The sequence below is a fragment of the Oligoflexia bacterium genome, assembly GCA_035326705.1.
In the GTDB taxonomy this organism is placed as follows: domain Bacteria; phylum Bdellovibrionota_G; class JALEGL01; order JALEGL01; family JALEGL01; genus JALEGL01.
Genome location: DAOLES010000005.1, coordinates 108,647 through 133,474, shown reverse-complemented (window position 1 = coordinate 133,474; position 24,828 = coordinate 108,647). Strand labels below are relative to the sequence as shown.

General features: G+C 37.0%; 19 protein-coding genes and 1 tRNA gene. 11 read left to right on the top strand and 9 right to left on the bottom strand.

Translation table 11 applies throughout. The annotated features are described in order from the left end of the window. Positions 1 to 165: 165 nt before the first annotated feature. Positions 166 to 723 (top strand): hypothetical protein, encoded by a 558-nt coding sequence (locus PKC21_08540; GenBank protein HMR25387.1) that lies wholly within the window; start codon positions 166 to 168, stop codon positions 721 to 723. Positions 724 to 828: 105 nt separating this feature from the next. After that, positions 829 to 1,893 (top strand): bifunctional methionine sulfoxide reductase B/A protein, encoded by a 1,065-nt coding sequence (locus PKC21_08535; GenBank protein ID HMR25386.1) that lies wholly within the window; start codon positions 829 to 831, stop codon positions 1,891 to 1,893. Positions 1,894 to 1,964: 71 nt separating this feature from the next. Here PKC21_08535 and PKC21_08530 read toward each other — a convergent pair whose 3' ends face one another. Continuing rightward, positions 1,965 to 2,729, bottom strand: a complete 765-nt coding sequence (locus PKC21_08530) for an exodeoxyribonuclease III (protein ID HMR25385.1) — start codon at positions 2,727 to 2,729, stop codon at positions 1,965 to 1,967. A gap of 84 nt (positions 2,730 to 2,813) precedes the next feature. Here PKC21_08530 and PKC21_08525 point away from each other — a divergent pair, with 84 nt between their 5' ends. The 7 genes from PKC21_08525 (at position 2,814) to PKC21_08495 (ending at position 13,661) form a co-directional block, all read left to right on the top strand. Continuing rightward, entirely contained in the window at positions 2,814 to 4,136 is a 1,323-nt protein-coding gene (locus tag PKC21_08525; GenBank protein ID HMR25384.1) for a hypothetical protein, read from the top strand. A gap of 125 nt (positions 4,137 to 4,261) precedes the next feature. After that, positions 4,262 to 5,629 (top strand): aldo/keto reductase, encoded by a 1,368-nt coding sequence (locus PKC21_08520; protein HMR25383.1) that lies wholly within the window; start codon positions 4,262 to 4,264, stop codon positions 5,627 to 5,629. Beyond that, the gene (locus PKC21_08515; protein ID HMR25382.1) at positions 5,626 to 7,575 is read left to right on the top strand and encodes an ABC-F family ATP-binding cassette domain-containing protein; all 1,950 of its coding nucleotides are present in this window, start codon (positions 5,626 to 5,628) and stop codon (positions 7,573 to 7,575) included. Before PKC21_08520 ends, PKC21_08515 begins: the two co-directional genes overlap by 4 nt. Before the next feature lie 138 nt (positions 7,576 to 7,713). After that, entirely contained in the window at positions 7,714 to 10,071 is a 2,358-nt protein-coding gene (gspD, locus tag PKC21_08510) for a type II secretion system secretin GspD (protein HMR25381.1), read from the top strand. A gap of 188 nt (positions 10,072 to 10,259) precedes the next feature. Further along, positions 10,260 to 11,429, top strand: a complete 1,170-nt coding sequence (locus PKC21_08505) for a hypothetical protein (GenBank protein ID HMR25380.1) — start codon at positions 10,260 to 10,262, stop codon at positions 11,427 to 11,429. After that, complete coding sequence (locus PKC21_08500; protein HMR25379.1) at positions 11,419 to 11,928, top strand: hypothetical protein; 510 nt, start codon at positions 11,419 to 11,421, stop codon at positions 11,926 to 11,928. Before PKC21_08505 ends, PKC21_08500 begins: the two co-directional genes overlap by 11 nt. Before the next feature lie 8 nt (positions 11,929 to 11,936). Next, positions 11,937 to 13,661 carry a hypothetical protein gene (locus tag PKC21_08495; GenBank protein HMR25378.1) on the top strand — a complete coding sequence of 575 codons (1,725 nt, stop codon included), beginning with the start codon at positions 11,937 to 11,939 and terminating at the stop codon, positions 13,659 to 13,661. 65 nt (positions 13,662 to 13,726) lie between these two features. Here PKC21_08495 and PKC21_08490 read toward each other — a convergent pair whose 3' ends face one another. The 6 genes from PKC21_08490 to PKC21_08465 all read right to left on the bottom strand — a co-directional run bounded on the left by PKC21_08490 (position 13,727) and on the right by PKC21_08465 (position 21,533). Further along, positions 13,727 to 14,989: a Mur ligase family protein gene (locus PKC21_08490; GenBank protein HMR25377.1), complete on the bottom strand. Its 1,263-nt coding sequence runs from the start codon at positions 14,987 to 14,989 to the stop codon at positions 13,727 to 13,729. Continuing rightward, a complete protein-coding gene (locus tag PKC21_08485) occupies positions 14,973 to 16,529 on the bottom strand; it encodes a HAMP domain-containing sensor histidine kinase (GenBank protein ID HMR25376.1) in 1,557 nt (518 codons plus the stop codon). The genes PKC21_08490 and PKC21_08485 overlap by 17 nt, the downstream gene beginning before the upstream one ends. Before the next feature lie 44 nt (positions 16,530 to 16,573). Continuing rightward, positions 16,574 to 17,530, bottom strand: a complete 957-nt coding sequence (locus tag PKC21_08480) for an acetyl-CoA carboxylase carboxyltransferase subunit alpha (GenBank protein ID HMR25375.1) — start codon at positions 17,528 to 17,530, stop codon at positions 16,574 to 16,576. Between the two features lie 52 nt (positions 17,531 to 17,582). Next, positions 17,583 to 18,485, bottom strand: a complete 903-nt coding sequence (gene miaA / locus PKC21_08475; GenBank protein ID HMR25374.1) for a tRNA (adenosine(37)-N6)-dimethylallyltransferase MiaA — start codon at positions 18,483 to 18,485, stop codon at positions 17,583 to 17,585. Continuing rightward, complete coding sequence (gene mutL / locus PKC21_08470; GenBank protein HMR25373.1) at positions 18,482 to 20,302, bottom strand: DNA mismatch repair endonuclease MutL; 1,821 nt, start codon at positions 20,300 to 20,302, stop codon at positions 18,482 to 18,484. The genes miaA and mutL overlap by 4 nt, the downstream gene beginning before the upstream one ends. A 154-nt stretch (positions 20,303 to 20,456) precedes the next feature. Further along, positions 20,457 to 21,533 (bottom strand): GGDEF domain-containing protein, encoded by a 1,077-nt coding sequence (locus tag PKC21_08465; GenBank protein HMR25372.1) that lies wholly within the window; start codon positions 21,531 to 21,533, stop codon positions 20,457 to 20,459. Between the two features lie 86 nt (positions 21,534 to 21,619). On the opposite strand from PKC21_08465, the gene PKC21_08460 reads away from it, so the two are divergent. Continuing rightward, positions 21,620 to 22,060: a DUF721 domain-containing protein gene (locus PKC21_08460; GenBank protein HMR25371.1), complete on the top strand. Its 441-nt coding sequence runs from the start codon at positions 21,620 to 21,622 to the stop codon at positions 22,058 to 22,060. Positions 22,061 to 22,064: 4 nt separating this feature from the next. On the opposite strand, the gene PKC21_08455 is transcribed toward PKC21_08460, so the two are convergent. Then, positions 22,065 to 22,874 carry a prepilin-type N-terminal cleavage/methylation domain-containing protein gene (locus PKC21_08455; GenBank protein ID HMR25370.1) on the bottom strand — a complete coding sequence of 270 codons (810 nt, stop codon included), beginning with the start codon at positions 22,872 to 22,874 and terminating at the stop codon, positions 22,065 to 22,067. A 45-nt stretch (positions 22,875 to 22,919) separates the two neighbouring features. Next, positions 22,920 to 24,476, bottom strand: coding sequence for a murein biosynthesis integral membrane protein MurJ (gene murJ, locus PKC21_08450; GenBank protein HMR25369.1), 1,557 nt, complete (start codon positions 24,474 to 24,476; stop codon positions 22,920 to 22,922). A 151-nt stretch (positions 24,477 to 24,627) separates the two neighbouring features. Between murJ and PKC21_08445 the strand changes: the two genes are divergently transcribed. After that, positions 24,628 to 24,704 (top strand) — tRNA-Met (locus PKC21_08445). The last annotated feature ends 124 nt before the right edge of the window (positions 24,705 to 24,828 follow it).

Genomic DNA, 24,828 nt, shown 5'->3' with positions numbered 1-24,828 from the left:
TTGTTTGTTTGATGGTTTTGCTTGCGGTGGGGTGGATAACTGACCTTAGTTTAATTTTTTATTTCGTTTAAAAAAGCAATCATATTCAGTGCTTACAAAAAGTTCTTTGAATCAGGGTTATGATTATGCTAGCTTATCAAATACAGAAAATAATAAGGGGAATTTATGATTAAAAAGCTTACATTGATAATTTTAGGGGTTTTCGTTTTAGCTATAAGTGCGCATGCACAAAGTCAGCGGGACTCTGTGCAGTTTAACCTTAACGGTGAACACATGTTATTTCATTTTGTTAAGGATGAAAGCGCCTCTAGCGACTGGTATAAAATTTATGTCACAGTCAATGGTGAAAGTCTTTTGGCTTCAAGTCATGAGCTGGCCAATCAAGAACAACCAACCTGTGATGCTTTAAAGTATATTCGAGCCTGGTTGACCGCGGTGGACAATGGGGTCAATGGCAAAAAAAGTCCAAAACAATTGCCTAGGCCGGGTGCAGAAGTTGATACGTGGGTCATCCAAAGATTAACACAGGAGCTTTATGACTCTATTAATTGTAGAAACAATACTGAAGATTGCTTATTATGTGAGCAAAGAGATATCAATGGCCAGCCAGTATTTATTAACATGTGTGAAGATTTGAGAAGTTTGTCCGAGTTGGCCACGGGCATCAATCAAGAATATTCTTCACAAGGAAATACTGGAATCAAAGGTAAAGGTTTTTATTAATAGTTGTAAAGCTAGGCATTTAAATTAGATAGAAAAGTTTCTTAACCGATTTTTTAGGTCAACACTTAACATTGATTTCTGTTGTAGACCTTCTATAATCATTGCATGTCTATTTTGTTCAAACCAAAATCAATGTTTTTATTTATTATTTTCCCTTATGCTTTGTTGTGGGCGTGGGATGCCAAGAACTTTAAAAAACCACAAGATAAAGTGTTAAAACAACAGTTAACACCCCTGCAATATGAAATAACCCAAAAAGATGGCACAGAACGCCCCTTTAAAAACACCTATTGGGACAATAAAAAAGAAGGTATATATGTGGATGTGGTTTCTGGAGAACCTTTGTTCAGTTCTGTCCATAAGTTTAAATCCGGCACGGGTTGGCCCAGTTTTTGGCAACCCATTGATGGTCATTATATTCTTGAAAAAGATGACTGGAGTTTTTTAGGCAAACGCACGGAAGTGCGCAGTCGTTATGCTGATAGTCATTTGGGCCATGTTTTTGCTGATGGTCCAAAGCCTACAGGCTTACGCTACTGCATCAATTCTGCCGCTTTAACATTTATTCCCAAAGATGAATTGAAAGCAAAGGGGTATGCAGAATACGTCAGTATGTTTGATCAAAAAAATATATCTGGAACAGAAGAAAAAGCACTAAAAACGGCGGTGTTTGCAGGCGGATGTTTTTGGTGTCTAGAAAAACCTTTTGATGAACTTAAAGGCGTTAAAAAAACCATCTCCGGTTATAGTGGCGGTAAGGCCAGTACGGCTCAGTATAAAACAGTATCAGCTGGTAGAACCCAACATGTTGAAGCTTTAGAAGTCACTTATGATCCAAAACAAATAAGTTATGAAGCATTGTTGCAGGTGTATTGGAAAAACATAGATCCTTTTGATTCCCAAGGGCAGTTTTGTGACAAAGGCTATCAGTATACCCCGGCTATTTTTTATCAAGACAATCAAGAGCTGCAGCAGGCCAAAGCCTCTTTGAGCTTAGCACAAAAGGTGAAAAAAAACGGCGAGAGCATAGCAGTGAGAATTGTCCCCTTGAAAAACTTTTTCCCAGCTGAAGACTATCACCAAGATTATTATCAAAAAAACCCCATTCGCTATAAATATTACCGCTACCGCTGTGGCAGAGATCAGCGCCTGAAAGACATTTGGCAGTAATCTCAAAAGGTACGGCCTTACTTTTGAGATGATGAATTTCTCAAAAGTAAGGCCGTACCTTTTGAGGAGTTTTATTTTTTTAGATTCAATTCAATGGGGCAGTGGTCTGAGCCCATCACTTGATCTTGATGCTGCATGCCTTTTAAGCGGTTTTTCAGTTCTGGATTACAACTGAAGTAATCAATTCTCCAACCCACGTTTCTGGCTCTGGCTTGGGCACGGTAACTCCACCAGGTGTATTGACCTGGATCTTGGTTGAACGCTCTAAAAATATCAACATAACCAGCAGTTGTGAATGTATCCATCCAAGCCCGCTCTTCCGGCAAGTAGCCAGCATTGCCCTCATTGGCTTTAGGACGTGCCAGATCAATGGGTTTGTGGGCAATATTGTAATCTCCACACAAAATAACATGCTTGCCTTGGGCTTTGATTTTATCCAAATGTTTATGCATGGCTTGGCAAAAACGAACTTTATAATCTATACGTTTGCCACCATCTTGACTGTTGGGAAAATAAGCATTGACCAGGGTAAACTCTGGATATTCAATGTTGACCACACGGCCTTCAGCATCAAACTCATCAATGCCAAGGCCATCAGTAATACTTAATGGGTCTTTTTTAAAATACAATGCCACACTGCTGTAACCCTTTTTTTGAGCACTAAACCAATATGAGTGATAATTAGATGGATGCAATTGTTCTTCTGTGAGCTGGTCTTGCCATGCTTTGGTTTCTTGAATGGCTACAAGGTCTGCATCTTGTTGCTCAAACCAGTCCAAAAATCCTTTTTTCCATACTGCACGAATTCCATTTACGTTCCAAGAGATTAATTTCATGCATTATAAATGGAGCATGTCTTGGCTTTTGTCAACAAAAGTAAGGTTGACTTTTATTTGAGATCTTCATAAATATGATGTCTTATGTCAAAAGCAGGGGTAAAAGTATTTTTCAAACAAGAATTTAAAACACTAGCACTGTTTTGTTTGCTGGTAAGCAATACATATGCACAGGTGGTACAAACCTTTCCTATGGGTTTTCACGGTTTAGAAAAAGCTCAAAGCATCGCACCAGATTATGCGCAGGCCATTAAACAAGTCAGTCAGCTGGTGGGGAGAGTGTTAAGTGATAAAGATAATGGAACGGCTTATCTGTTTTACAATGATGAAGAATCAAGGTGGGAAGCGCACTCGGCTTATCATGTGGTTCAAGAAGAAGTAGACAAATCTTTACCCTTGGCCATGGAGTTAGCAGATAAGACTTGGATTACACTAGATCCAAGTAATATTATTTCTTCTGATGATGAACATAGCATTCAAGATAGGGTACGTTACACCATTGACTACACTCAAGAAAAGCCAGATAAACTATTGTTCTCATCAAATAACAGCATAGAGTCTGGTGTTGCAATACTTGAAGTAGGTTACCCCAACGTAATAAACAAGATTAAAGTAAGTTTTGGTCATGCATTAATGCGTGAAGAAAATACGTATTGGTTATCTACACTTACGTCACAGCCGGGTTCCAGTGGCTCACCAGTATGGCTATTGGCTGAAGACGGAAAGCTTGCCTTAGTAGGAAGTGTGGTGATTGCCAGTGACGTTAAACCGTTTATGTTTTATGCTTACACTATAGAAGACAGTTTGTTGTATACAGTTCTTTCTATGGCACAGTTTAACGAATGGCTTCTAAATGCATCAGATCCAGATAAAAAAGTAGGTCAGACTTTTGATGAAACCAGACACTTTTTTAGTATGCAGTTTTTAAACTACTACGATAAAATAAATGTTTTTCCAGAAAGCCCTCAACTTCAGTACCAAGCCAATTATGATGCAATCACATACAATTTAAAAGTTTTTCTGATAGAAGCAAAAAAAAGGGTTGAGCTAGACCCCCATGCTGCGGCTAAAGCAATTAGAGAAGGTTTGGTCCGCTATTATCTAAGCAATGATGATAATGGTTCAACATTAAAAATAAGCACGGTGGACTTTCCTTTAATAAGTGAAAAACATTTGAGTTTAATTAGCTCAGACCAATTAAAACCTATGCTGTTGACAGAGTTGGACAAAAGTATTGCAAGTTTAGACGAGTGTAAACAACACATGCTAGATATTGAGCAATTGATTGTACAGCCTCAGTTAAAACAAAGTATTGAAAAAATAAAAGATCTTGATCTGTACAAACATGATGCAAATTTTAGTCGTTACCATGTACCTATGATGACCTTTATCAGTGATTACGAATAAAGATAAGAGTATTTAGATTAGTTTTTTGTTTAATTAAATAAAGAAAAGAATCATTTAAATCAAGTAATGTATTTGGTCAGTAATTCATACGCATAAAGACAAATTTATGTTAGAAGGCACAAGGCATGATTAAAAGAAATTTTTTAGGAAGCACAGAGTTAGAAGTATCCAAGCTTGGTTTTGGAACGTATCGTGTAGATGCGCGGGTAAAAACCCATGAACAAGCTTTAACTTATGCCTTAGATCAAGGGATTAATTTAATGGATACCAGTAGCAATTACATGCATGGTTATTCAGAGCAGTTGATTGGTAAAGTGATCAATCAAAAAATAAAATCAGGTCAATTAAAAAGAAAAGATTGTGTCATCGTTAGTAAAGTGGGTTATGTCCAAGGCGAAACTCTAAAAAAAGTAAAACAAAATCAAGAAGGATATGGTCAAGCTTTGGTTAAAATCAATGACCAACATTGGCACTGCTTGGCACCGCATTTTATTCAACAGCAAATAGATCAGTCTTTACAGCGCATGCAGCTTGAGCACATTGATGTTTATTTGTTGCATAACCCTGAGTATCTTTTACCAACGCTGGGTGAAGAAAAATTTTACAGTGTGATAGAGTTGGCCTTTGCAGCGTTAGAAACTGCTGTAGCAGAAGGCAAGATAAAATACTACGGTATTTCATCCAACACCTTTGCGCTTAAAGATAATCAAGTCAACTTGGATAAAGTTTGGGCGTGTGCCAATAAAGTGAATGTTGAAAATCACTTTAGAGTGATTCAATTTCCTTTAAACTTATTTGAATCTGGTGCTGTGCTGGATGAGGATATTAATTTATTAGAAAAAGCACAGATCTATGGCTTGGGAACTTTGGCCAATAGGCCACTCAATGCCTTTACCCCCGCAAAAGAGCTTTTTCGTTTGGTAAGTTTTAACATTGATAAAGATGAGGTATTGTTGGATAAAGAGGTAGAGAAGCGTTTGCAAGCTTTGGTACAGTGGGAAAAAGAATTTAAACAAATCCCTATAGATGAAAAAATTCAACCCTTTTTTCTTGGTCATGTTTTATACGCACAAAAAGAAAATATCACAGACTTATTTCAATGGCAGGATTTGTATCGTTTTCAAATTCATCCATTGTTGGAAAACAGTATTAAGCAGTTGAGTCAAATAGATGAAGTCAGAACCTGGTTAGAGGAATATACCACACAATCCATGCAGTTGATTCAAACGTATACAGACTATTTAAAGCTAAAAGCACAAAAAAAATCTGGAGCTTTAATGTACTGGTTAGATAAACAAAGTGAAGATTTAAAACAGTTTGATACACTATCACAAAAAGTTTTATCTTTATACCAAGCGCTGCCGGACTTAAGTTCAGTTTTAGTAGGCATGCGCGAAGAAAAATATGTAGAAGATGTTTTAAACAGTCAAGCAAATTTAAATGAAGAACAGGCAAAACAAATCATTCAACTTTTCAAGGATGTAGCGTCATGATCAGTGTTGAAAACTTAAGTAAATTATTTGGACCGCAAATTTTATATCAAGATGCATCTTTTTCAATTGAGGCAGGTCAAAAAATTGCGCTTTTGGGACCCAATGGTGCGGGCAAATCTACTTTTTTTAAAATCCTAATGGGTGAAGAAGGTGCTGATACGGGAGAAATCAGAACACCTAAAAATTACACCATGGGTATGCTTAGACAGGAATGGGAGCCTCCCAAAAATAAAAGCATATTGCAAGCAACTTTAATGGAGTTTACTGCTTGGTATCAATGCAAAGAAAACTTAGAGCAGTTACAAAAAAACATAAAAAACAATGAACTGGCTCAAAAAAACTATGTCCAACAGGAAGAAGAATTTTTATCCTTGGGAGGCTTTGCGGTTGAGCAAGAAGCCAAGGAACTCTTGACTGGATTAGGCTTTAAAGAAGAGCAATTTGATAAGCCATGTGATACCTTAAGCGGTGGTTGGAAAATGCGTGTGCATTTGGCAGGACTTTTGTTACAAAAACCAGATGCCCTGCTTTTAGATGAACCCACCAACCATTTGGATATTCAATCCGTAGAATGGTTGGAAAGATTTTTAAAAAACTATCCACATACAGTTTTGATGATCACGCACGACAGAATGTTAGCCCAAAAAATATGCAAACAAGTCTTAGAATTTGCACCCCCAAAACTTAACAAATGGCCCTATAGAGTGGAACGTTTTGAAACAGAAAAAGTAGAACGCATGAAAGTGATTCAAGCTGAATATGAAAACAAAATGCGTGAGCTTGAACATCTTGAACAATTCATCAGTCGCTTTAAAGCCAAAGCCAGTAAAGCCAGACAAGCACAGAGCAGAATGAAGTCTGCTGAAAAATACCGTGAGGATATGGAAAAAATCAAAGCCAATATGCCGGTGTTTTCCAAACGACCTTCAAAGTTTTCTTTGCAGATCAGTTCACGTTTACCTAAAGTGGTCTTGTCTTATCAAAAAGCATGTTTTGGTTACAGTCAAGACAAGCCGCTGTATACCATTGATGAAGTGCTCATTGAGTCGGGTAGAAAAATAGGCGTCATTGGTCAAAATGGCGTGGGAAAAAGTACCTTTTTAAAAACCTGTGCGGGAGAATTAAAGTTACTTGCCGGAGAAAGAAATAAACCAGAAAGTGTGGATGTGGCCCTGTTCACGCAGCATAGAATGGAAGAACTACCTTTACAATTTACCGGAATCAATTATCTATTGGAAAGCACGCATGGCAATACCATTACCCAAATACGAAGTGTATGCGGTAGTTTAGGTTTGAGTCAGAATGATTTGGATAAAAGTATAGAAGTTTTATCCGGGGGTGAGAAGGCGCGCTTAAGTTTGGCCAAAATCCTGTTGATGAAGCCCGGCTTGTTGTTGCTAGATGAACCAACCAACCACTTGGATATGGAAGCCTGTGATGCCATGCTTAAAGGTTTGGCCGACTATCAAGGAACGGTTATTGTGGTCTCTCACAATAGGGAGTTTTTAGATGGCTTGGTGGATGAAATCATGGAAATTGAAAGCCCCAATGTTCATCGTTATTTGGGCAATTACAGTTACTGGCATGATAAGCAAATAGAACTGGGGAAAACACAAGCCAATCAAGACAATGGTCCTTCCGGTAAAGATGATAAAGCAAAGTCATCAGGAAAAAAAAGCAAAGAACAAAAACGTCAAGAAGCATTGGAACGACAAAAAAGATCTGAAGAAAAGAAAAATTTCATGAAACGGAATAAGGAAATTGAAACCCTACTTGACCAAGGTAAACAAGAGCTTAAAAGTATAGACGAAGATTTAATGAAGCCAGACACCATGCAATCACCAAAATTTGCGGATATGATGAAACGTAGAAAAGAATTAGAACAGCGGATAGAAAAATTGGAAGAAGAATGGTTGGCGATTCAAGATCAATTGGAAAAAGATTGATTTTATAAAGCATGTGTAAAAGCTGTCTCAGGGCAACAATGCTGATTTATTGCTCATTTAAACCATTAAAAAACACATTAAAATCAAATACTTATATTATTTTTGCTTGGCACTGATATTGCTTTATAATACAGTGCTGTGAAAAGAGAGATTAAAAAGGGAAAAAATTTAGCTTTGGCTTGGGTTATTAGCCTGTTTTTGGCATTGCCGTCTTACACCTATGCAAGAACGGATTTACCTAAAAAAGGTGGCAAAGTAACCTTGGACTTTCATGATGTTGCCTTAAAAGATGTTGTAACTGCAATATCTGAAATTACTGGTAAAAATATTATTCTTGATCCCAAGGCCAGCGCAAAAATCACCATTAATTCTCCTGGTGCAGTAACCATTGAAGAAGCTTACGACGCATTTTTAACCACATTAGATCTCAATGGTTTAACTGCAGAAGATCAAGGTAAGTTTACAGTGATTAAAAAGCGCAGCAATACTGATGGAGGAACCCTAGTAACAGAAGATGAATACAGTGCTGGGGGTGAATTGATCACAAGAGTGATTAAGTTGAAATATGTAGATGCCACCACATTAAGAGAAGCTCTGCGTTCAAAGGTTTCATTAAAAGGTAAGATGATTGCTTATGGGCCAACCAACAGTTTGTTTATTACAGACTCAGCCGCCAGTGTGCGCAGCATTGAAAAAATGATTCAATTGATGGACAAAGAAAACTTTAAAATGTCTACAGAAGTAGTGCCGTTGAAGCATGCGCAAGCTGATGATGTTGCTGAAAAATTAAAAATTATTATTGAAAGCCAAGCCGGTGGAAGAAGAGAAAAATCTAAGTTAAATAATATTGCCGGTCAAGGTGATATTGTTAGCATTTTACCAGATAACAGAACCAATTCATTGCTGGTTACAGCTACCCGCAAAGGTTTAGAAGATATATTGGATTTATTGGTAGACTTGGATAAAAAAGCGACCGATGCAAGTTTGGCCAGTAGGATGAAAATCAAAAAACTTAAGCATGCCAATGCTGAAGAATTGGCCATGTTGTTATCAGGGTTATTCAATGGCAGTGGCGCTAGTTCAATACCTAGCAGCAGTTCATCAAGCAGCTCATCAAGTTCTAGCAGTGGATCATCACAATCCTCTGCACCAAAAGCACCGGTGATCAGTTCTACCAGCGGTGGTATTTTTGAAGGTGAAGTTAAAGTGGGTGCAGATCCATCAACCAACTCATTGATTATTACTGCATCGCCCAATGATTACTTGTCTATTGAACCGGTCATTGATCAATTGGATCAACGTCGTTCACAAGTTTTTGTTGAAGCTTTAATTATGGAAGTCACCATGAACGATGCAATTGATGTTGGTGTTGGTATTGGTGGCAGTGGTGGTGCAAATGGTATTGGTGGTGCTATAAGCTCAAATGATAAAGGTTCTCCATTAGCTGCAGGTGTTGACCCAATGGGTATGTTTAAAAATCTAGCACAATCAGCTGGTTTGGTAGCCAGTGCAATTGGTGGAAGTTTTCAATTACCAGGAACAAATCTGAAGTTGCCCATTAGTGCAGCTACTTTTAGAGCCATGCAAAAAAATGGTTATGTGAATGTTATATCATCACCTAATTTGTTAACCACGGACAATAAAAAGGCTGAGATTGAAGTGGGTAAAACACTGCAAGTAAAAGCTGGGATAACTTTAGGGAATGGTAACAATCCATCTGTGGAAAACTTTAAATCAGAAAAAGTAGGTTTAAAGTTAGCTGTAACACCACAAATTAATGATGCTAACTCTGTAACCTTAGAGATTGAGCAAACCATTGAGGATATCAGTCAAGAGGATATTGAAACAAAAACACTCAACCGTGATACACGAACCATCAACACAACAGTTGTTGCGCAAAATCAACAAACAATTGCTCTTGGAGGTTTGATTAAAGATAAAGATACAAGTTCAACCGGTAAAGTTCCTTTGCTTGGCGATATTCCATTGGTTGGGGCATTATTTAAGCAAAAAGTTAAAGCAACTGAGAAAATTAACCTTATCTTATTTTTAACACCGCATATTGTTCGTGATCCTATGGACTTAACCCGTATTTCTGTGAAGAAAAACAATGAGCGTAGACGCTTTAATAAGAAAAATAAAATTGGTGAAAACCAAGCCTTGTATGACTATGATTTAGACAAAGGTTTAAATATGGCGCCACAGCCAATGCGTGATGAATCTTCAGCACAGCCAGCCAGAAGGTTTGATTATGAAAACTTTAATTTGGATCAAAACGGTCAGCAAAACAATAATGCTGCAGACAGTGCCAACACACAAAACAATGATGACAATAATGTTAGCCAACGCAGAGAAAGTTATCGTCCGCAAAGTTATCAACCTGTCAAAGATACTGAGGTGTCTACGGCACCAACGCCTAATATTGTAAGCCCAGGATATACGGTTGAAGACAACCCATTTGCGGATGTTCAACCACCAAGCTCTTCTGCAAACTAAGTGTTTAAAATAAATTGAGGGTCTTGTGTTTTTCACACAAGACCCTCATGAAAAAAATGCATAGTGAGCACAATAACAGCTGTAGTATCTAAATAATTTCAATAGTTTAACGTGGTGGTTTTTTTGCACATATAAGGCGTGTGTCAAGCCGTGCGCAAATAAAATTCAAACTCAAAAGGGGTCTTTGTTTGAGTGCCTTACTTACTTTATATGCTTGTCAGCCAGAGAGCATTATTCAAGCCAATCCAAATTTAAATAGCAACATAGATCAAAATACAGTTTTGCAAAAAACAGATTATATTCAAGCAATCAGATCGGTGAGTGTGACTTTAACTGGAGGCTATCTCCCACAAGATTTGGGTATTGATATGGCTGCTTTTCAATCAGCGATAGACAAGAGTCAAACAAAACAAAATTACGATACAGCCATTGATGTATTAATGGAAAGCACAGCCTTTGAGCAAAGCATTAGAGAGTTTTTTCTTGGACAACTGTATGCCAATGAAGACATGACCTTTATTGCCAGAAGACCAGCAGAAGTAGCGACGCAAGTTTTTATGCAAAGGCTACCCATGAATGCAATGTTTACCACGCAGAATACAGTCAACGAAAATGGTGTCTTTATTGATTATGATCAAGCCAATCATGGAGGAGTACAACATACGCCTTATGGAGCAAGAGCAGGTATTTTTACAGAAGTTCATATTGCAAAGGAACTCAATCATTCCGGCAGTCATTTCCCGGCAGTTAGAGATTACGCCAAATGGTTATTGTGCGATTTGGTCAGCGCAGATTTTCCAAAGCATAAAAAATGGCAAAGCCATCAATTGGCTGAACCTTGGAAAACTGGGGCCGGTTGTCCGGCATGTCACAATTTTATGCAACCAGTTCGCGGGGCATTTCATCGATATGGACCCAACGGAGAATGGAGAAACTCTATAAGCAATGACGAAACCTGGGGGAGTGTTCCTGGACAAGCAAGTGAACCACACAATCAACAAGGAGAGACAGAAAGCAACCCCATGGCTTATTATGAATTGTTTGCTGGATATGGTCCTGTATTGCAACCAAAAGATCTAGTAGAGCAAACCATTGAAAACTATCCATATGAAGTTGATCAATGCCAAACTTCAAGATTATTAGCCTTTGTGTTTAACATGGTTAAAGAAACCGCAGGAGAACAGTGGGTTCAACCTTATAAATTTGATAAAGGCTTTGATGATAAAGATTACTTAAAACAAGCATTGGCTCTTTATCAAGAAAAGCAAGGGGTGGGATATGATTTTATCAATGCTTTATTAAAGAATGAACAGTTATTCATTGTTTTGCTCATTAATGGAGTGAAGCATGAAGAGTAAAGTGTTATCATGTATCTTAATGCTATCCTTGACCATCTCTTTACAATATTGTGGGATGTCACATTCTTCTAATGGTTCTGGGGAAGGGTTATATTTTTTAAGTCATGAAGTTAAGTTAGAAACCATTCGTTTTAGAGTTTTGTATCAAAAAATAAAAACGCATTTTATGCTTAATGATGCGTCAGACAGTTTAACTTTTTTAAACAGTCAAAAGCATATTTGGCAAAATGATAAACGTATCAATGAAAGCAAATATAAATTGCTATTGGATTTGGCAGATAGGGTTTGTAGTGAAATTGATTTTACAGTGGTGGGTTTAGAAGATGCATACAATACACAAGAACTTTTTTACAAGCTGACCGGTTTATCTCAATCAGAATCAATGCAGACAGCTTTGAACATTGCATTACAACAAAGTCAAGCCAGTTCAAATATTGAAAAGCAAGAGCTTGCCTGCATGATGTTAATTTTAGATTCAAGGATTTGGTTGAAAATATAAGGGTGGTCATGAAAAATAAGAATTTAAAATATCAAGATGCACAGAAGTCATTTAAAAAGATGGATGACATAGAAAGACGTGACTTCATTAAACATATCGGTTTATTTTTGGGCTTAGCCGGAATTCCATTATCTTGGCGTTTAGAAAATATGTCATGGTTATCTAAAAAACTTTTTGGTTCATCTACCGCATGGGCACAAAACAATAACATGGATATCCGTTATTTGGTCATGTTTAGTTTGGCTAGAGGCTTAAACATGAGTAATTTTATGGGAACGCAAGCGCATGGTGATCCAACAAGAACCCCCATCAATAAACTTAAAACATATTATACACCCAACAAGGCCATTGTTGTTCCGGGTACGCATGTCCCTTCAGTTTTTGCACCAGGATTTGCATCCTTTGCACAATCTTATGGAGATCGGTGTATTACCTTGTGTACACCACATCCTTACGATGGACACTCTATGCGTAATGGCCCTTTACTTTTTCCAGGAGACCCTGGGATTGATGGGAGCGCACAAGTTTTAGAGCAAGATGCGTTGTTGGCCAACAGTCCAAATTACGCAACCGCATTTTCTGCGGCCTTACTTAACAATGGCTACAATACGATTGCCAGAAAGGCAGTACATTTAGGAAAAGCCATTAATAAAAGAGGACAAGAAGGCAATGCCGGTATTTTAGAACATGTCGGTAATATTGGTTTAGAACACAGACCACTCCTACTTGAAACAGTGAATGAAGCACAAGCATTGTTTTCGCCACCAAGTTTAAATTATAGAACAGGGCAAGCAATCAACACCAATGCGTTTGTTGATATGCTAAGAGGAGTTGAGACCCTTATGCGTCCCAGTGTATTAAAAATGATTCGGGAACATAATAGAGATTTGTATGAGAGCAGTATCAACGGATCATTAAATCAATTGCAAGCAACAGTATTTGAAGATTTAAATCCAACACAACAGCAATTAACAAGCATGGGGATTGATATCCCTATTCCAGAAGTAGGAACACCAACGGGAGGTGCTTCAACCAGTGGTTTATTTGAAACGGCTTTTGAGCAACCCAATGGACAAAGCGGTCAAGGACATTTGGCTATGGCTGGAGCCTTTATTGCCAACTTATTTAAAAATAATGTAACCAATTCTGCTATTGTGCCCATAGATTTAGGACATGCGCATACTACGGGTGAACAAAGTTGTTACGCTGGGGCAAACTTAGCAGGCGGTGAGATTAATGGTCACTATGATTCAGACATGTCATATCTTATGGGACATTTTTTAAAAGGATTTTTAGATCACCTTGCAACAGTCAGTGATCCATTAAATCCAAGCCAAAGTATAGCAGATAGCATGGCTATTTTAATATTACCGGATAATGAAAGAGATCATAAGCAAGATTTTGAAAACCCAATACAAGTACTCTCCAATAAAAGTGATACTGAGGTGTTTGGGGGAATGATGGGAATTTTTCCTCCCAATAAAGTTGAGCATGGATCTTACAGAGATGTTGGCTTGGTTTTAGATAACTACAATCCAAGTCCACTCAAATTTGACAATCAAACAGCAGGATTTGTTAATCCAGACTTTACAACGGGCGGAAGTGGTAATCCCTTACCTATTCCCAATAGCTTACAATCTGTTAGAAATACGGTTACAAGGTTGCTGGGTTTAAATCCACAAGATTATGGTGTCAGTGCAACATCACCCTATTTGGATAAACTGATTAAATAAATTGATGTTTATCAATGCTCATCTCATACTCAAGAAAATGATTTGAATGAGGTAACTAAAATTGATTATTTTGAATCGAGATATTCAATACACGGTCCAACAAAAAAGAAAGAACCAAAGATTAAACATTTTTTATAGTGATTTTGAATATAGTCTAGACCATGTTTAAAATCTTTATAAAATTGAATCAAGTGATCATGATCGTTGTGTTTAATCCAATCCAAAACATGCTCTTGTTTCCATGCTCTTAAAGATTCAGTCATGCATAAAACAATAGGTTTTTTGTACTGAATCAATTCACTTAAAATCAATTGCCAAGGTTTATCATCAAGCATGGACAAGCAATAAACATCAATATCAGGATCATCATTTTTACTGGTTTTCATCAATGAGGTGAAGGATTGTAGATTGTGAGCTACATCAAAAATAAAGGTGGTTTGATCTTGAATAATTTTTTGATACCGACCTGGGTTTAGAGTTTTTTTAAGAGATTGCTTTACTGTTTTGGAATTAAAAGCATTATTTAAAAGCACTTTAGCAGCTTGAGTTGCTAAAAGTGCATTATGAAACTGATGTTCACCATGCAATGAAAGTTCAATAGTTTTGATATGAAAATTATTTGTTAAAATAAATGAAATTAAATGATTGTGGTTTGATAAAAAAAAATCTTGATTTTCTAAATACAAAGTAGCTTTTGTTTGCTGAATTATTTTTTTTAATTCGTGTAAGGCTTCTGTATCTTGATCCAAAGAAAAAACTTGATGGTGAGATTGAATAACAGAAAATTTTTCATAAGCAATAGACTGTAACGAATCTCCAAGATAAGCTTGGTGATCGTAGTCAATTGAAGTAAATAAAACATGACTGTAAGGCAGAGCTGTTGTTGCATCCAAGCGGCCACCCAAGCCAGCTTCAATGAGCATATAGTCTACATTTTGTTCAGAAAAATACAGGTAAGCCAATAAAGTTGTTATTTCAAAATAGCTTAATTCAGGAATAAGTTGGTTTTTTTCAGCATCAAATAAGCGCGACAAGTAGTTTAAAAAAAGATCTTCTGAAATGCTTTCATTATTAATTTTAAAACGATCATATAAACTAAATAAATGTGGAGAGGTGTAAACAGCCACTTTTTTATGATGATGCATTAAAATATCTTTTAAAAATTCAATGGTAGAACCTTTGCCATTGGTTCCAAGTATTTGGACATGTGTAGATGTATCTTTAATATTAAAAAAATCTAACGCTGCATGCATTCGCTCAAGACCAAATACAAAACGGCTTTCTGTTTTTTGTTCAAGCCAAGCTAGGGTTTTATTGTTTGTTTGCATATGGAATTTTGATTGTAAAAATAGTTTTTTCTTCTGTACTAGATTCTAAAAAAATATCTGCATCTTGTGTGCTGAGTAGATCTTTAGTGATCGATAAACCTAAGCCTGAACCAGATTTTTTACTGGTATAAAAAGCATCAAAAATTTTATATTGATGGTCTGGATCAATCATTGCTCCTGTATTCCATAGTTTAAATAGAATATGAGTTTCATTTTTTTCTAAGATAAGACCAATGGTATCATTATTTTGACAGGCATCTAAAGCATTTCTTATGACATTCAATAGTGCTTGAAAAAGCAAGGACTCATCAAATACTAATGTTTTGAGTTTGGTATTGTTGTTTAATACAAATTTAATATGTTTACTGGCAAAACTGGGTCTAAAAAACTGTTGCAAGTCTTCTAGAAAATCATCAATGACTATAGCTTGATTTTTATAAGTATCTTTTTTTGCTGTTTGTAAATAAGTTTCAGTTATAGTGAAAAGTCTATCAATTTGTGAAGAGATAGAAGTGATATTTTGTTTTGCATTGTCAGGAATGTCATCATCTAATAGTAGTTCTAGATTAAGTTGAATTGCATTTAACGGGTTTCTTATTTCATGATTGATTTTTGTGGCCATTTCTCCAATGGTTGCAAGTTTTTGTGTATGCAAGATTTGTAAGTGTTGTTGATCAATTTTTTCATTGCGTTCCTGTAGAGATTGCGCCATGGCATTAAAAGAGTGAGCCACACTTTGAAATTCAATTGGACCTGAGGTATCTAAACGTAAATCATATTGACCTGTTTTAATTTTTTCACTGGCTTGCTTAATTTGAGCAAAGGGTCTTAAAGCTTGCAGGCCAATTTGTAAGGCAAGAACGGATAATAAAATCATTAATAAAGCTACACTTGAAGTGATGGTGAAAAGATAATTTTCGTTGCTAATGTTTTCTGTAATGGTGGTTTCTATTTGTTTATGAATGATTTTTGATAAGGCGTTGATGCGATTAATAATCTCTGTTTTTTTACTATCTAATTCACGACGGACTTTTTCATGCTCTTGATTAAGGCTTTTTAACATCTCTTCTGTATCAGATTCTTGTGGTATTTGAATATGGTTGGCGAGTTTATAGATATAGCTTTGATAAACTTCATGTTTTTTTTGCAACAGCTTAAACATTTTTTGAATTCTCAACCAATGTAGACTTGGGTTTTTATTTTTTTGATTGAGAAAACTTTCAGCATTATCAAAACTTTCTTGCATTTTATCTGCGAAAAGTTTTGGATTAATTGCAGTTAAAGAATGTAAAAAGTTTTTTCTATCATAATTATTAATAATCGTATCCAATGAAAAACTTTCATGTAAGTGTAAATAATGGCTGTAGGTATTGATTTGTTTGTTGAGTGGTAAAAATGTTTGTTGTAGGCTATTTAGATTTTTAATATTTTTTTGGTATTGAACATAGTTAAACAAAAGAATGGTTAGTGCAAAAACAATAAAAAGAACATAAGCTAAAATGAAGCGACGTTTAATAGAATTAGAAAAAAGCTTATTCACAGTAGTTTCATAAAAGTTTTTAAGCATATACAATCAAATATATTTTATTCATCTGAAAACACCCCAATTTTCCTAAATTTTGCATCACGATCTTTAACCAAAGCTATTGGGCTTAATTTATTCAAGGCTGTTAGTGTTTTCCCTATGGAAGTTTTTAAATTAAGAGCAGCTTTTTTAAAGTTTCTATGTGCACCCCCATCAGGTTCAGGAATGATCTCATCTGCTATTCCAAGTTTATAAATTTCTTCAGCGGTTAGTTTTAAACTCTTAGAAGCAATTTCGCCTTTGGTAGCATCCCGCCATAAGATTGCTGCGCAGGACTCTGGAGATATAACTGAATAAGTGGTGTACTCAAGCATTAAAATTTTGTTGGCCACACCAATGGCCAAAGCACCACCAGAACCACCTTCTCCAATAACAACAGAAATAATGGGTACTTTTAAATGCGACATCACCATAATGTTTTTAGCAATGGCTTCTGCTTGCCCACGTTCTTCAGCTTCTATACCGGGATAAGCGCCTGGGGTATCAATAAAAGTAATGATGGGAATAAAAAAGCGTTCTGCTAAACCCATTAAACGCAAAGCTTTACGGTATCCTTCTGGTTGCGGCATACCAAAGTTGCGTTGCATTTTTTCTTTGGTGCTGCGACCTTTTTGGTGGCCAATCAGCATAACAGGTTGATTGGCAAATTGAGCCAATCCACCAATAATAGACTTATCATCAGAGAAGTTGCGGTCTCCGTGTAGTTCAGTAAAGTTTTCAAAAATTTCATTCACATAATCTAAAAAATATGGACGGTTTGGATGACGAGACAATTGGGTTTTTTGCCAAGGGTCTAGCTTAGAAAAAGTTGTGATAATCAAATGAGATAATTTTTGCTCAAGCTTTTTAAGCTCATGATCAATATTAACTTTTCCAGCTAACTTTAAATCTTTTAGCTCAGAGATTTTTTGTTCTAATTCAACAATAGGTTTTTCAAAGTCCAAGTGCATATTCATAATTTTTTGATGAGAGGCTTTCTTTATTATCTATCAATGTTTAAATACTAATTTACCCTTTTATATTATGCTCTGAGCATATCCCTTTAATGAGAAGCTCTAGCTTATCAAAGATTTCATGATATGCAAACCACTGGCTTTGTCCTCTATTTTTAAACCAAGTGCTTTGTCTTTTGGCATAATTTCGGGTTTTTTGCTGGGTTTGGACTATGGCTTCTTCATAACTATAGTCGCCATTGAGATGTTTTAAACACTGAGCATAGCCAATGGTTTTGGCCAATTTAGGCTGACATTGAGGGAAGTTTTTCAATAGGTTTTGAGTTTCAATTAAAAGTCCTTGTTCAAACATTTTTATTACTCGCGCATTGATACGCTTATAAAGCTGTTCTCTTGGCCATTGGACAACAAAAGAATGAATATTGTGCTGATAGTGAACAGATGTATAGGATTCCCAAGAAAAATCAGGGTCGTGCTTAAGTAAAAAGGCTAACCTTCTAACACGATAGCTATCATTAACATGAATTTCTTGGGCAATATGTGGGGCTTTGGCTTGGATAAAAGCATATAAATTTTCAATACTATCGTCTTCAAGGGTTCCGGGCTTAAAGGTTTTGTTATTGCTTAAAGCCTGTAAATAAAAACCAGAACCACCAACCAAAAGGGGAATGAATTGGCGCTGATGAATATCAGTAATAATTGTTTTGGCTTGCTGTGCATAACCTAGGGCGGTGATGTTTTGGTCCGGGTTTAAAATATTAAACAAATGATGTTTACAAGAAGCAAGTTCAGTTTGGGTGGGTTTGGCAGTGCCAATATCCATATGTTTGTAAATTTGTAAGCTGTCTATGTTGACCAACTCCAAAGGATACTTTTGAGCCAAGCCAAAAGCAATATCAGATTTACCTGAAGCTGTTGGTCCAACCAAAGCTAAAATAGGTTTTTGCGCTGTAGTCATACCCGTTTAAATAGTTTTTCAAAATCAGAAACCTGATACTCTATGTAAGTGGGACGACCATGTGGACAATATGAAGCCAAGTCAACACCATCCATACTTCTTAATAAATAATCTACTTCTTTAGGGCTTAAAATATCATGTGCTCTAACCGCACTATGACAAGCCATAGAACTGCAAATATGGTCAATTGGATCTTCCAAACCTTGGGTTGTTTGATGGTTGCTTAATAAATCATTGCATACGTTTTCAATGTAAACTTTTGCATCTTGTTTGATTAAAAAAGAAGGGGTACTTCTTAAAATAAAACTCTGTGGACCAAAAGCTTCTAAATCAAAGCCCAATTGGCAAAAAGTTTCCAAGTTTTCAGTTAAAACTTCTGTTTTTTCGGGAGAAAAGTTGAGGTTGATCGGGTTTAACAACTGCTGACCTTTTTGTAAATGTGAAGCTTTTGAAAACTGCTGTTTATATTGATCAAATAAAATACGTTCATGCGCAGCATGCTGATCAACAATAATGAGTTTCTGATGATTGCTACATAATAAATAAGTATGGTCAATATGACCAATAAAATTAAATTGAGAAAAATAAGCATTGGGATTTTCTAAAACATCGGCGGTATAAGGTAAACTTGGTTCTGCAAATGAAGAAATAAAGGGTTGTGAAAAATTTGCACCCACTGGAGAAGATAAACCATAAGAGCTGGTTGAGCCAGGAACTGATTTTTGTTGGCTTGCATACGCTGGAACAAAGTTTTGTTGAGAGACTGTATTGTTAAAGAAAGATGTTGCGGTTAATTGAGCATCAGAAGTTTTTTGTTGATTCAAACTTTGTTTGATAACAAAGGCCAGCTCTTGAAAGATTTGTTGGGGATTAGAAAAACGAACTTCATTCTTACGGGGATGAATGTTCACATCCACCCATTGTGGGTCAATGTCTATTTTGACAATGGCCATGGGATAGCGCTTTTCCATCATTGCCGTACGATAACCTTCCATTAAGGCCGCTTGTAAAGTTTTGTCACTCACCGGTCTATGGTTAACATAAAAATAAATTTCACTGCTGCGTGAAAAACTTAGGTGCCGGTTAGAAATATAACCTTGAATTGAAAGATGTTGATGCTGATGGTTATGCACGGGTAAAAGTTTATCTTTAACATCACCAGGGAAAATGGTTTCAATACGTTGTAACCAATTGTCCTGGGCAGGCCAATGATAAAGCAGCTTTTGTTGACCTTGATCAGCAATAAAAATTTTAAAGCTTATGCCATATTCAACCAAGGCAATTTTTTTAATTTGAGCAATGATATGGTTTTTTTCACTGTTTGGACTTTTTAAAAACTTTTTTCTGGCAGGGGTATTGTAAAAGAGGTGAGCAATATTGATTTTTGTACCATTGGGAAGAGCACTGGGTTGTATTTGGCTAAGTTCTCCACCTTTTGAAGCAATCATAAAACCATGCTCTTGCTCTTGAGGTTTACTGTGTAAATTTAAGTGAGAAATAGCCGCAATACTGGCCAAGGCTTCACCTCTAAAACCTCGGGTTTGGATATGGTGTAAGTCACTTTCTTCACTTAACTTAGAAGTGGCATGAGCAGTTAAGGCCAATTGGAGTTGATCTTTGTCAATGCCATGGCCATTGTCTGTTATTTCAATGCCGTCTATGCCTCCCTGGCGGATTACAATATCAATGGCAGTGGCTCCAGCATCAATGGAGTTTTCTAAAAGTTCTTTGATAATTGAGGCTGGACGCTCAACCACTTCACCAGCAGCAATTTGTTGGACAACATGATTGGGTAATATTTGAATAGTTTTAGGCACCAAGGTTTGTTATCGGGGCCGGCAATTTTTGTCAACTGGCCTTAGCTGATTAACAGGGAATATAAAACGCAATACATTGCATTTTTAAGAGAGGGTAATGATTTATCTTGGACTTGGAGCAAGAATAAGCCATTTAAAACAATTAAATGGTCAATTAAGCCACTTTAACCGTATTGCGGCCATGGTGTTTGGCATCGTAAAGGGCTTTATCGGCTTTTTCAATGAGGTCTTTGCTGGTTTTCATATCCATATCTACACTGGCAATGCCTGCACTTAAGGTAATATTGATATGAGTGTCTTTGATTTTAAAAGGAATGCTCTCAATCATGCGCCGTATTTTTTCTGCAAGGGTCAAAGCCCCGGCGCAATCAATTTCTGGCAAAAGTAAGGCAAATTCTTCACCACCATAGCGGCCAAAAATGTCTTCTTTTCTAATATTGGCCAAGATATTTTTAGCAATAATTTTTAATACAGAGTCACCGGTAACATGACCGTGTTGGTTATTGATGATGCTAAAATGGTCTAAATCAAACATAATTAAGGATAAATCACGTTTGTAACGCTGCGAACGTCTAAACTCTTCATTGAGTTTTTCCAAAAAAAACACTTTGTTGTAGGCTTGGGTTAAACCATCTTTGGTGGCCAAACGGTACATTTCTTCATAATATTGGGTTTCGGTATTGCTCCCATAAATGAATTTTAAAATATTATTACCCACCAAAATCAAATCACCATCTTCAAGTGCTTGACGGGTCACTTTACGGGTGTTGATAAAGGTGCCGTTGGTGGAGTTTAAGTCTTCAATAATAAAACTATCCTTTTCTTTGACGATTCTGGCATGTTTGCGCGAGACATTTTCACCAAAGACCTGAACCTGAACTTTTTCACTGCGGCCAATGGTCAAACCTTCTTCATGAATATGGTATTGTTTACCAAAATTGGGCCCATGAATCATGATCAGGCAAGCTTCCTGAAACTTAGAGTTTTGCTTATCCACCATACTAATAGATGTAGCAACAATGGTGGGCTCCTCAGGGCCAGCCGCCAAGTTTTTTTGTGCGGAAAACTCTTGATAAAAGCGTTCTAAACAGGATAAACAAGCTCCATCAGAGGAATTCCACTGTGGATGTTTTAGATTAATGGACTCTAACAACTGTTCGTGGCTAAGATAGTACTGAACCAATTGATTGGATTCGTCGATGCTATGACTACAAAAAGGGCAAGTTTTCATGTATTTAGTTTATGCAAGTACTTTTTTGGGGGTTAAAAAAACGTCAGTCCTATGTATAATAGTATCGATATACAGTAAAATATACAATGAAAAAACACTTTAAAAAGCAACAATCTTTACAAGAACGCAAAACATCGGTTTTAGAGCCTGTGCAGGACATATTTGCCAAACACCCCTTGTTTTCTAAGCGTCCTATGCTCAGTGTCTACAAACTGCAAAAAAAATGGCCCAGTTTGGTGGGAGAAATGATGGCCAAACGCAGTTTACCGGTTCGCATTAAAAAAACATGTCTGATTATTGCGGTTGAAAATCAAGCCTGGGGCCAGCAATTTAACATGATGAAACCGGTTTTATTGCAAGCCATTGCTGATAAACTAGGCTTGCATTATGAAGATATCCGCTTTGTATCTGAGCCTTTTCATAAGCCTGCGGAACAAAGTTCACCGCAAAAAAAGAAAAAAATTAATTCTAATAGGAGTTTAGAAGAAATTCTTACAAGTATTGGTCAGATGGTTCAAAAAAAATAGGGATTTACTCACCAAAATTAAGACTGTAAATTCCTTCAGTAGAAACAATCTCTCCGGTCACAGTATCATAATAAATCCCCCGCATCAGATAAGACACTTTATCTGACCCTCCTGAGCTACCCAAGAGAGCAGAGGAATATTCTTCTTCATCTTCATCGTATTCAGCCTCATAATCTCCATCTAGGTCAGCATAAACCAAAATGGCCGTGCTCATGTGTCGTTGAGTGGGTACATCATAGTAAGCTGCATTTTTTCCTTCAGCAATTAAATTTTGTGCCAGGGAATAATCAGGATAAATAGAAACAGCAAAGTAGGTTGGGTTAACGGTTTGGGTATACTGTGCACTTGGGTCAACATTTTCAACGGCAAAACCGTAGCGTTCAGGTTTAGGGTAGGCAGTATTATTGATAACACAAACAATGTTATCTGCTGAAAGAGCGTAGTAAGTAACAGGATTATAATAACCATTTTGACGGAAATATATTTTTTCTTTTTTCCCAGACGGTGGAGCAGCAATCCAACCATATTGTCCCAACATATAAGAACGCAGTTGACCAAAGGGGTACTGTTTTAGGCAAGTAACGGCTTGGCCACTGTCAGTACTAACAGCAGTTTCATAGGCGATAGATCCATCAACCACGGCGGTATCATGCATTTTTCTTATAAATAAATAGCCTTCAGCCATTTTAGAACGGTGCAAATATTTTTGAAAACTTGGAACAGCTGCAGCAGCAAGGCTACCGACAATAACAATAGAGATCATCAGTTCAAGCAAGGTAAATGCTCTAAGCTTAGAATTAAAAAAATAGGGCATGTTCTTTTATTATAAAAGATACGGTGAATGATTACCATACAAAAATTAAGGCAAAAGCTTTTTGAGTTTTTGTTGAAGAGCATAAACCTCTTCTGTTTTAAGAACCATTAAAAAAACAAAATAAATACTGCCAGCGCAAGCAATAAACAGTAATAAGCGGATAAAACTGGGAATTACAGCATAAGCATTCAACCAGGGCCAAACATACATGCACAAAGTTGCTAAAACAGCACTGGCCGTAAAGATTTTAGTAGAAGATTTAACAATGGATGACCAAACAAAAATGCCCTCTTGAATATGTAAAGTAATCAACAAAATTAAAAAATTAACCAACATGGCCAAGGAGGTGCCCAAAGCTAAACCGCCATGCCCCAAAGTTTTATAATACATTAGGTTAAAGACAATATTTACACCAATTCCAGTCAAGCTGGCATAGGTGGGAATTTTAGATTTATCAAAAGCAAAAAAGATAGGGGCCAAGACTTTGACGCCAGCATAAAAGGGCAATCCAAAACTGTAAAAATACAAAGCGGTAAAGGTGTTTTGTGTGTCATAGAGTGTAAACAAACCGCGCTGGTAAATCATGGCAATGATGGGTTGCCCCAAAAACAGCAAGCCAATGGTACTGGGTAGAGTCAGCAGTAAGGTAAAGCTCAAAGCTGTACTGACATTTTTTTTATAATCCTCTACTTTATTCTGTGCAATCAACGTGGACACTTGACTCAAGGTCACCACAGAGATGGCCACGCCAAAGACACCAATAGGTAACTGCATCAATCTAAAAGCATAGTTCAACCAAGAAATACTGCCTTCTTCTAAGAGTGAAGCCAAGGACGTATTGACCAAAACATTGACCTGGGTACCGGCATTGGCAATGATGGCCGGCAGCATCAACCATAGCACGGTTTTTACCCCAGGATGGGCAAATACCCCTTTAAATTTAGGGATTAATCTATAACCATAACGCCAGAGTTTGGGCACTTGAATGCTGGCTTGCGCAAGACCAGCCAAGGTGGTGGCTATAGCCCAGGCATAGACGGCAGTTTGATTAGAGAAATCAGCAAAATACACCCACACACCCACACCAATAGAGCACAGATTAAACACGGCGGGCGCCAAAGCTGGGCGTAAAAATTCCTGATACACATTAAGCACACTCATGAACAAAGCGGAACACGAGACAAATAAAAGAAAAGGGAATAAAATTCTGGTCAAATGAATGGTCAAATCCCTTTTACCAGGGATGTCGGCAAAGCCGGGAGCAATATAGTCTACAAATACTGGCGCCAAGAACATGCCCAAAACCACCAAAAAACCCACAATCAAAATAAGCATGGCCAGCATGCTTTGAAAAAAAGCAAGCGTTGCTGGCTGGCTTTGTTTTTCCTTAAATTTGGCAATGGTGGGCACAAAGGCTTGTGATAAAGCCCCTTCAGCAAACAGATCTCTAAATAAATTAGGGATTCTAAAAGCAAAAATAAAGGCATCAGCAAAATAGCCCGCTCCCAAGACAGCCGCAAAAATTTGCTCACGCACCAGGCCCAAAATACGGCTTAAAAACGTAGCCGCACTGATTTTACTGGCGTTTTTTTGCATGCTCATAGAAGGCCAAAGTGTGCCATAGATGCAGATAACTGGCTATAAAAAATAAATATGTATCAAAAGGTACGGCCTACCTTTTGATACATAAAATAAGTTTGGGCATAAGTTGACAGGACAAAAAAGCATGGTATAAGCCTTACTCATTCAATGATGCGGGATGGAGCAGTCTGGTAGCTCGTCGGGCTCATAACCCGAAGGTCGTCGGTTCAAATCCGGCTCCCGCTACCAAATTTCTAATAATTAATTCAAACAGTTGTAGCAAAAATACCTTTCGGCGTTCATAGCACTATAAATGCTTGCGTCAGTATTGCGTCATTCGTAGTATCTGGAACATGGACATAATAGTATTAAA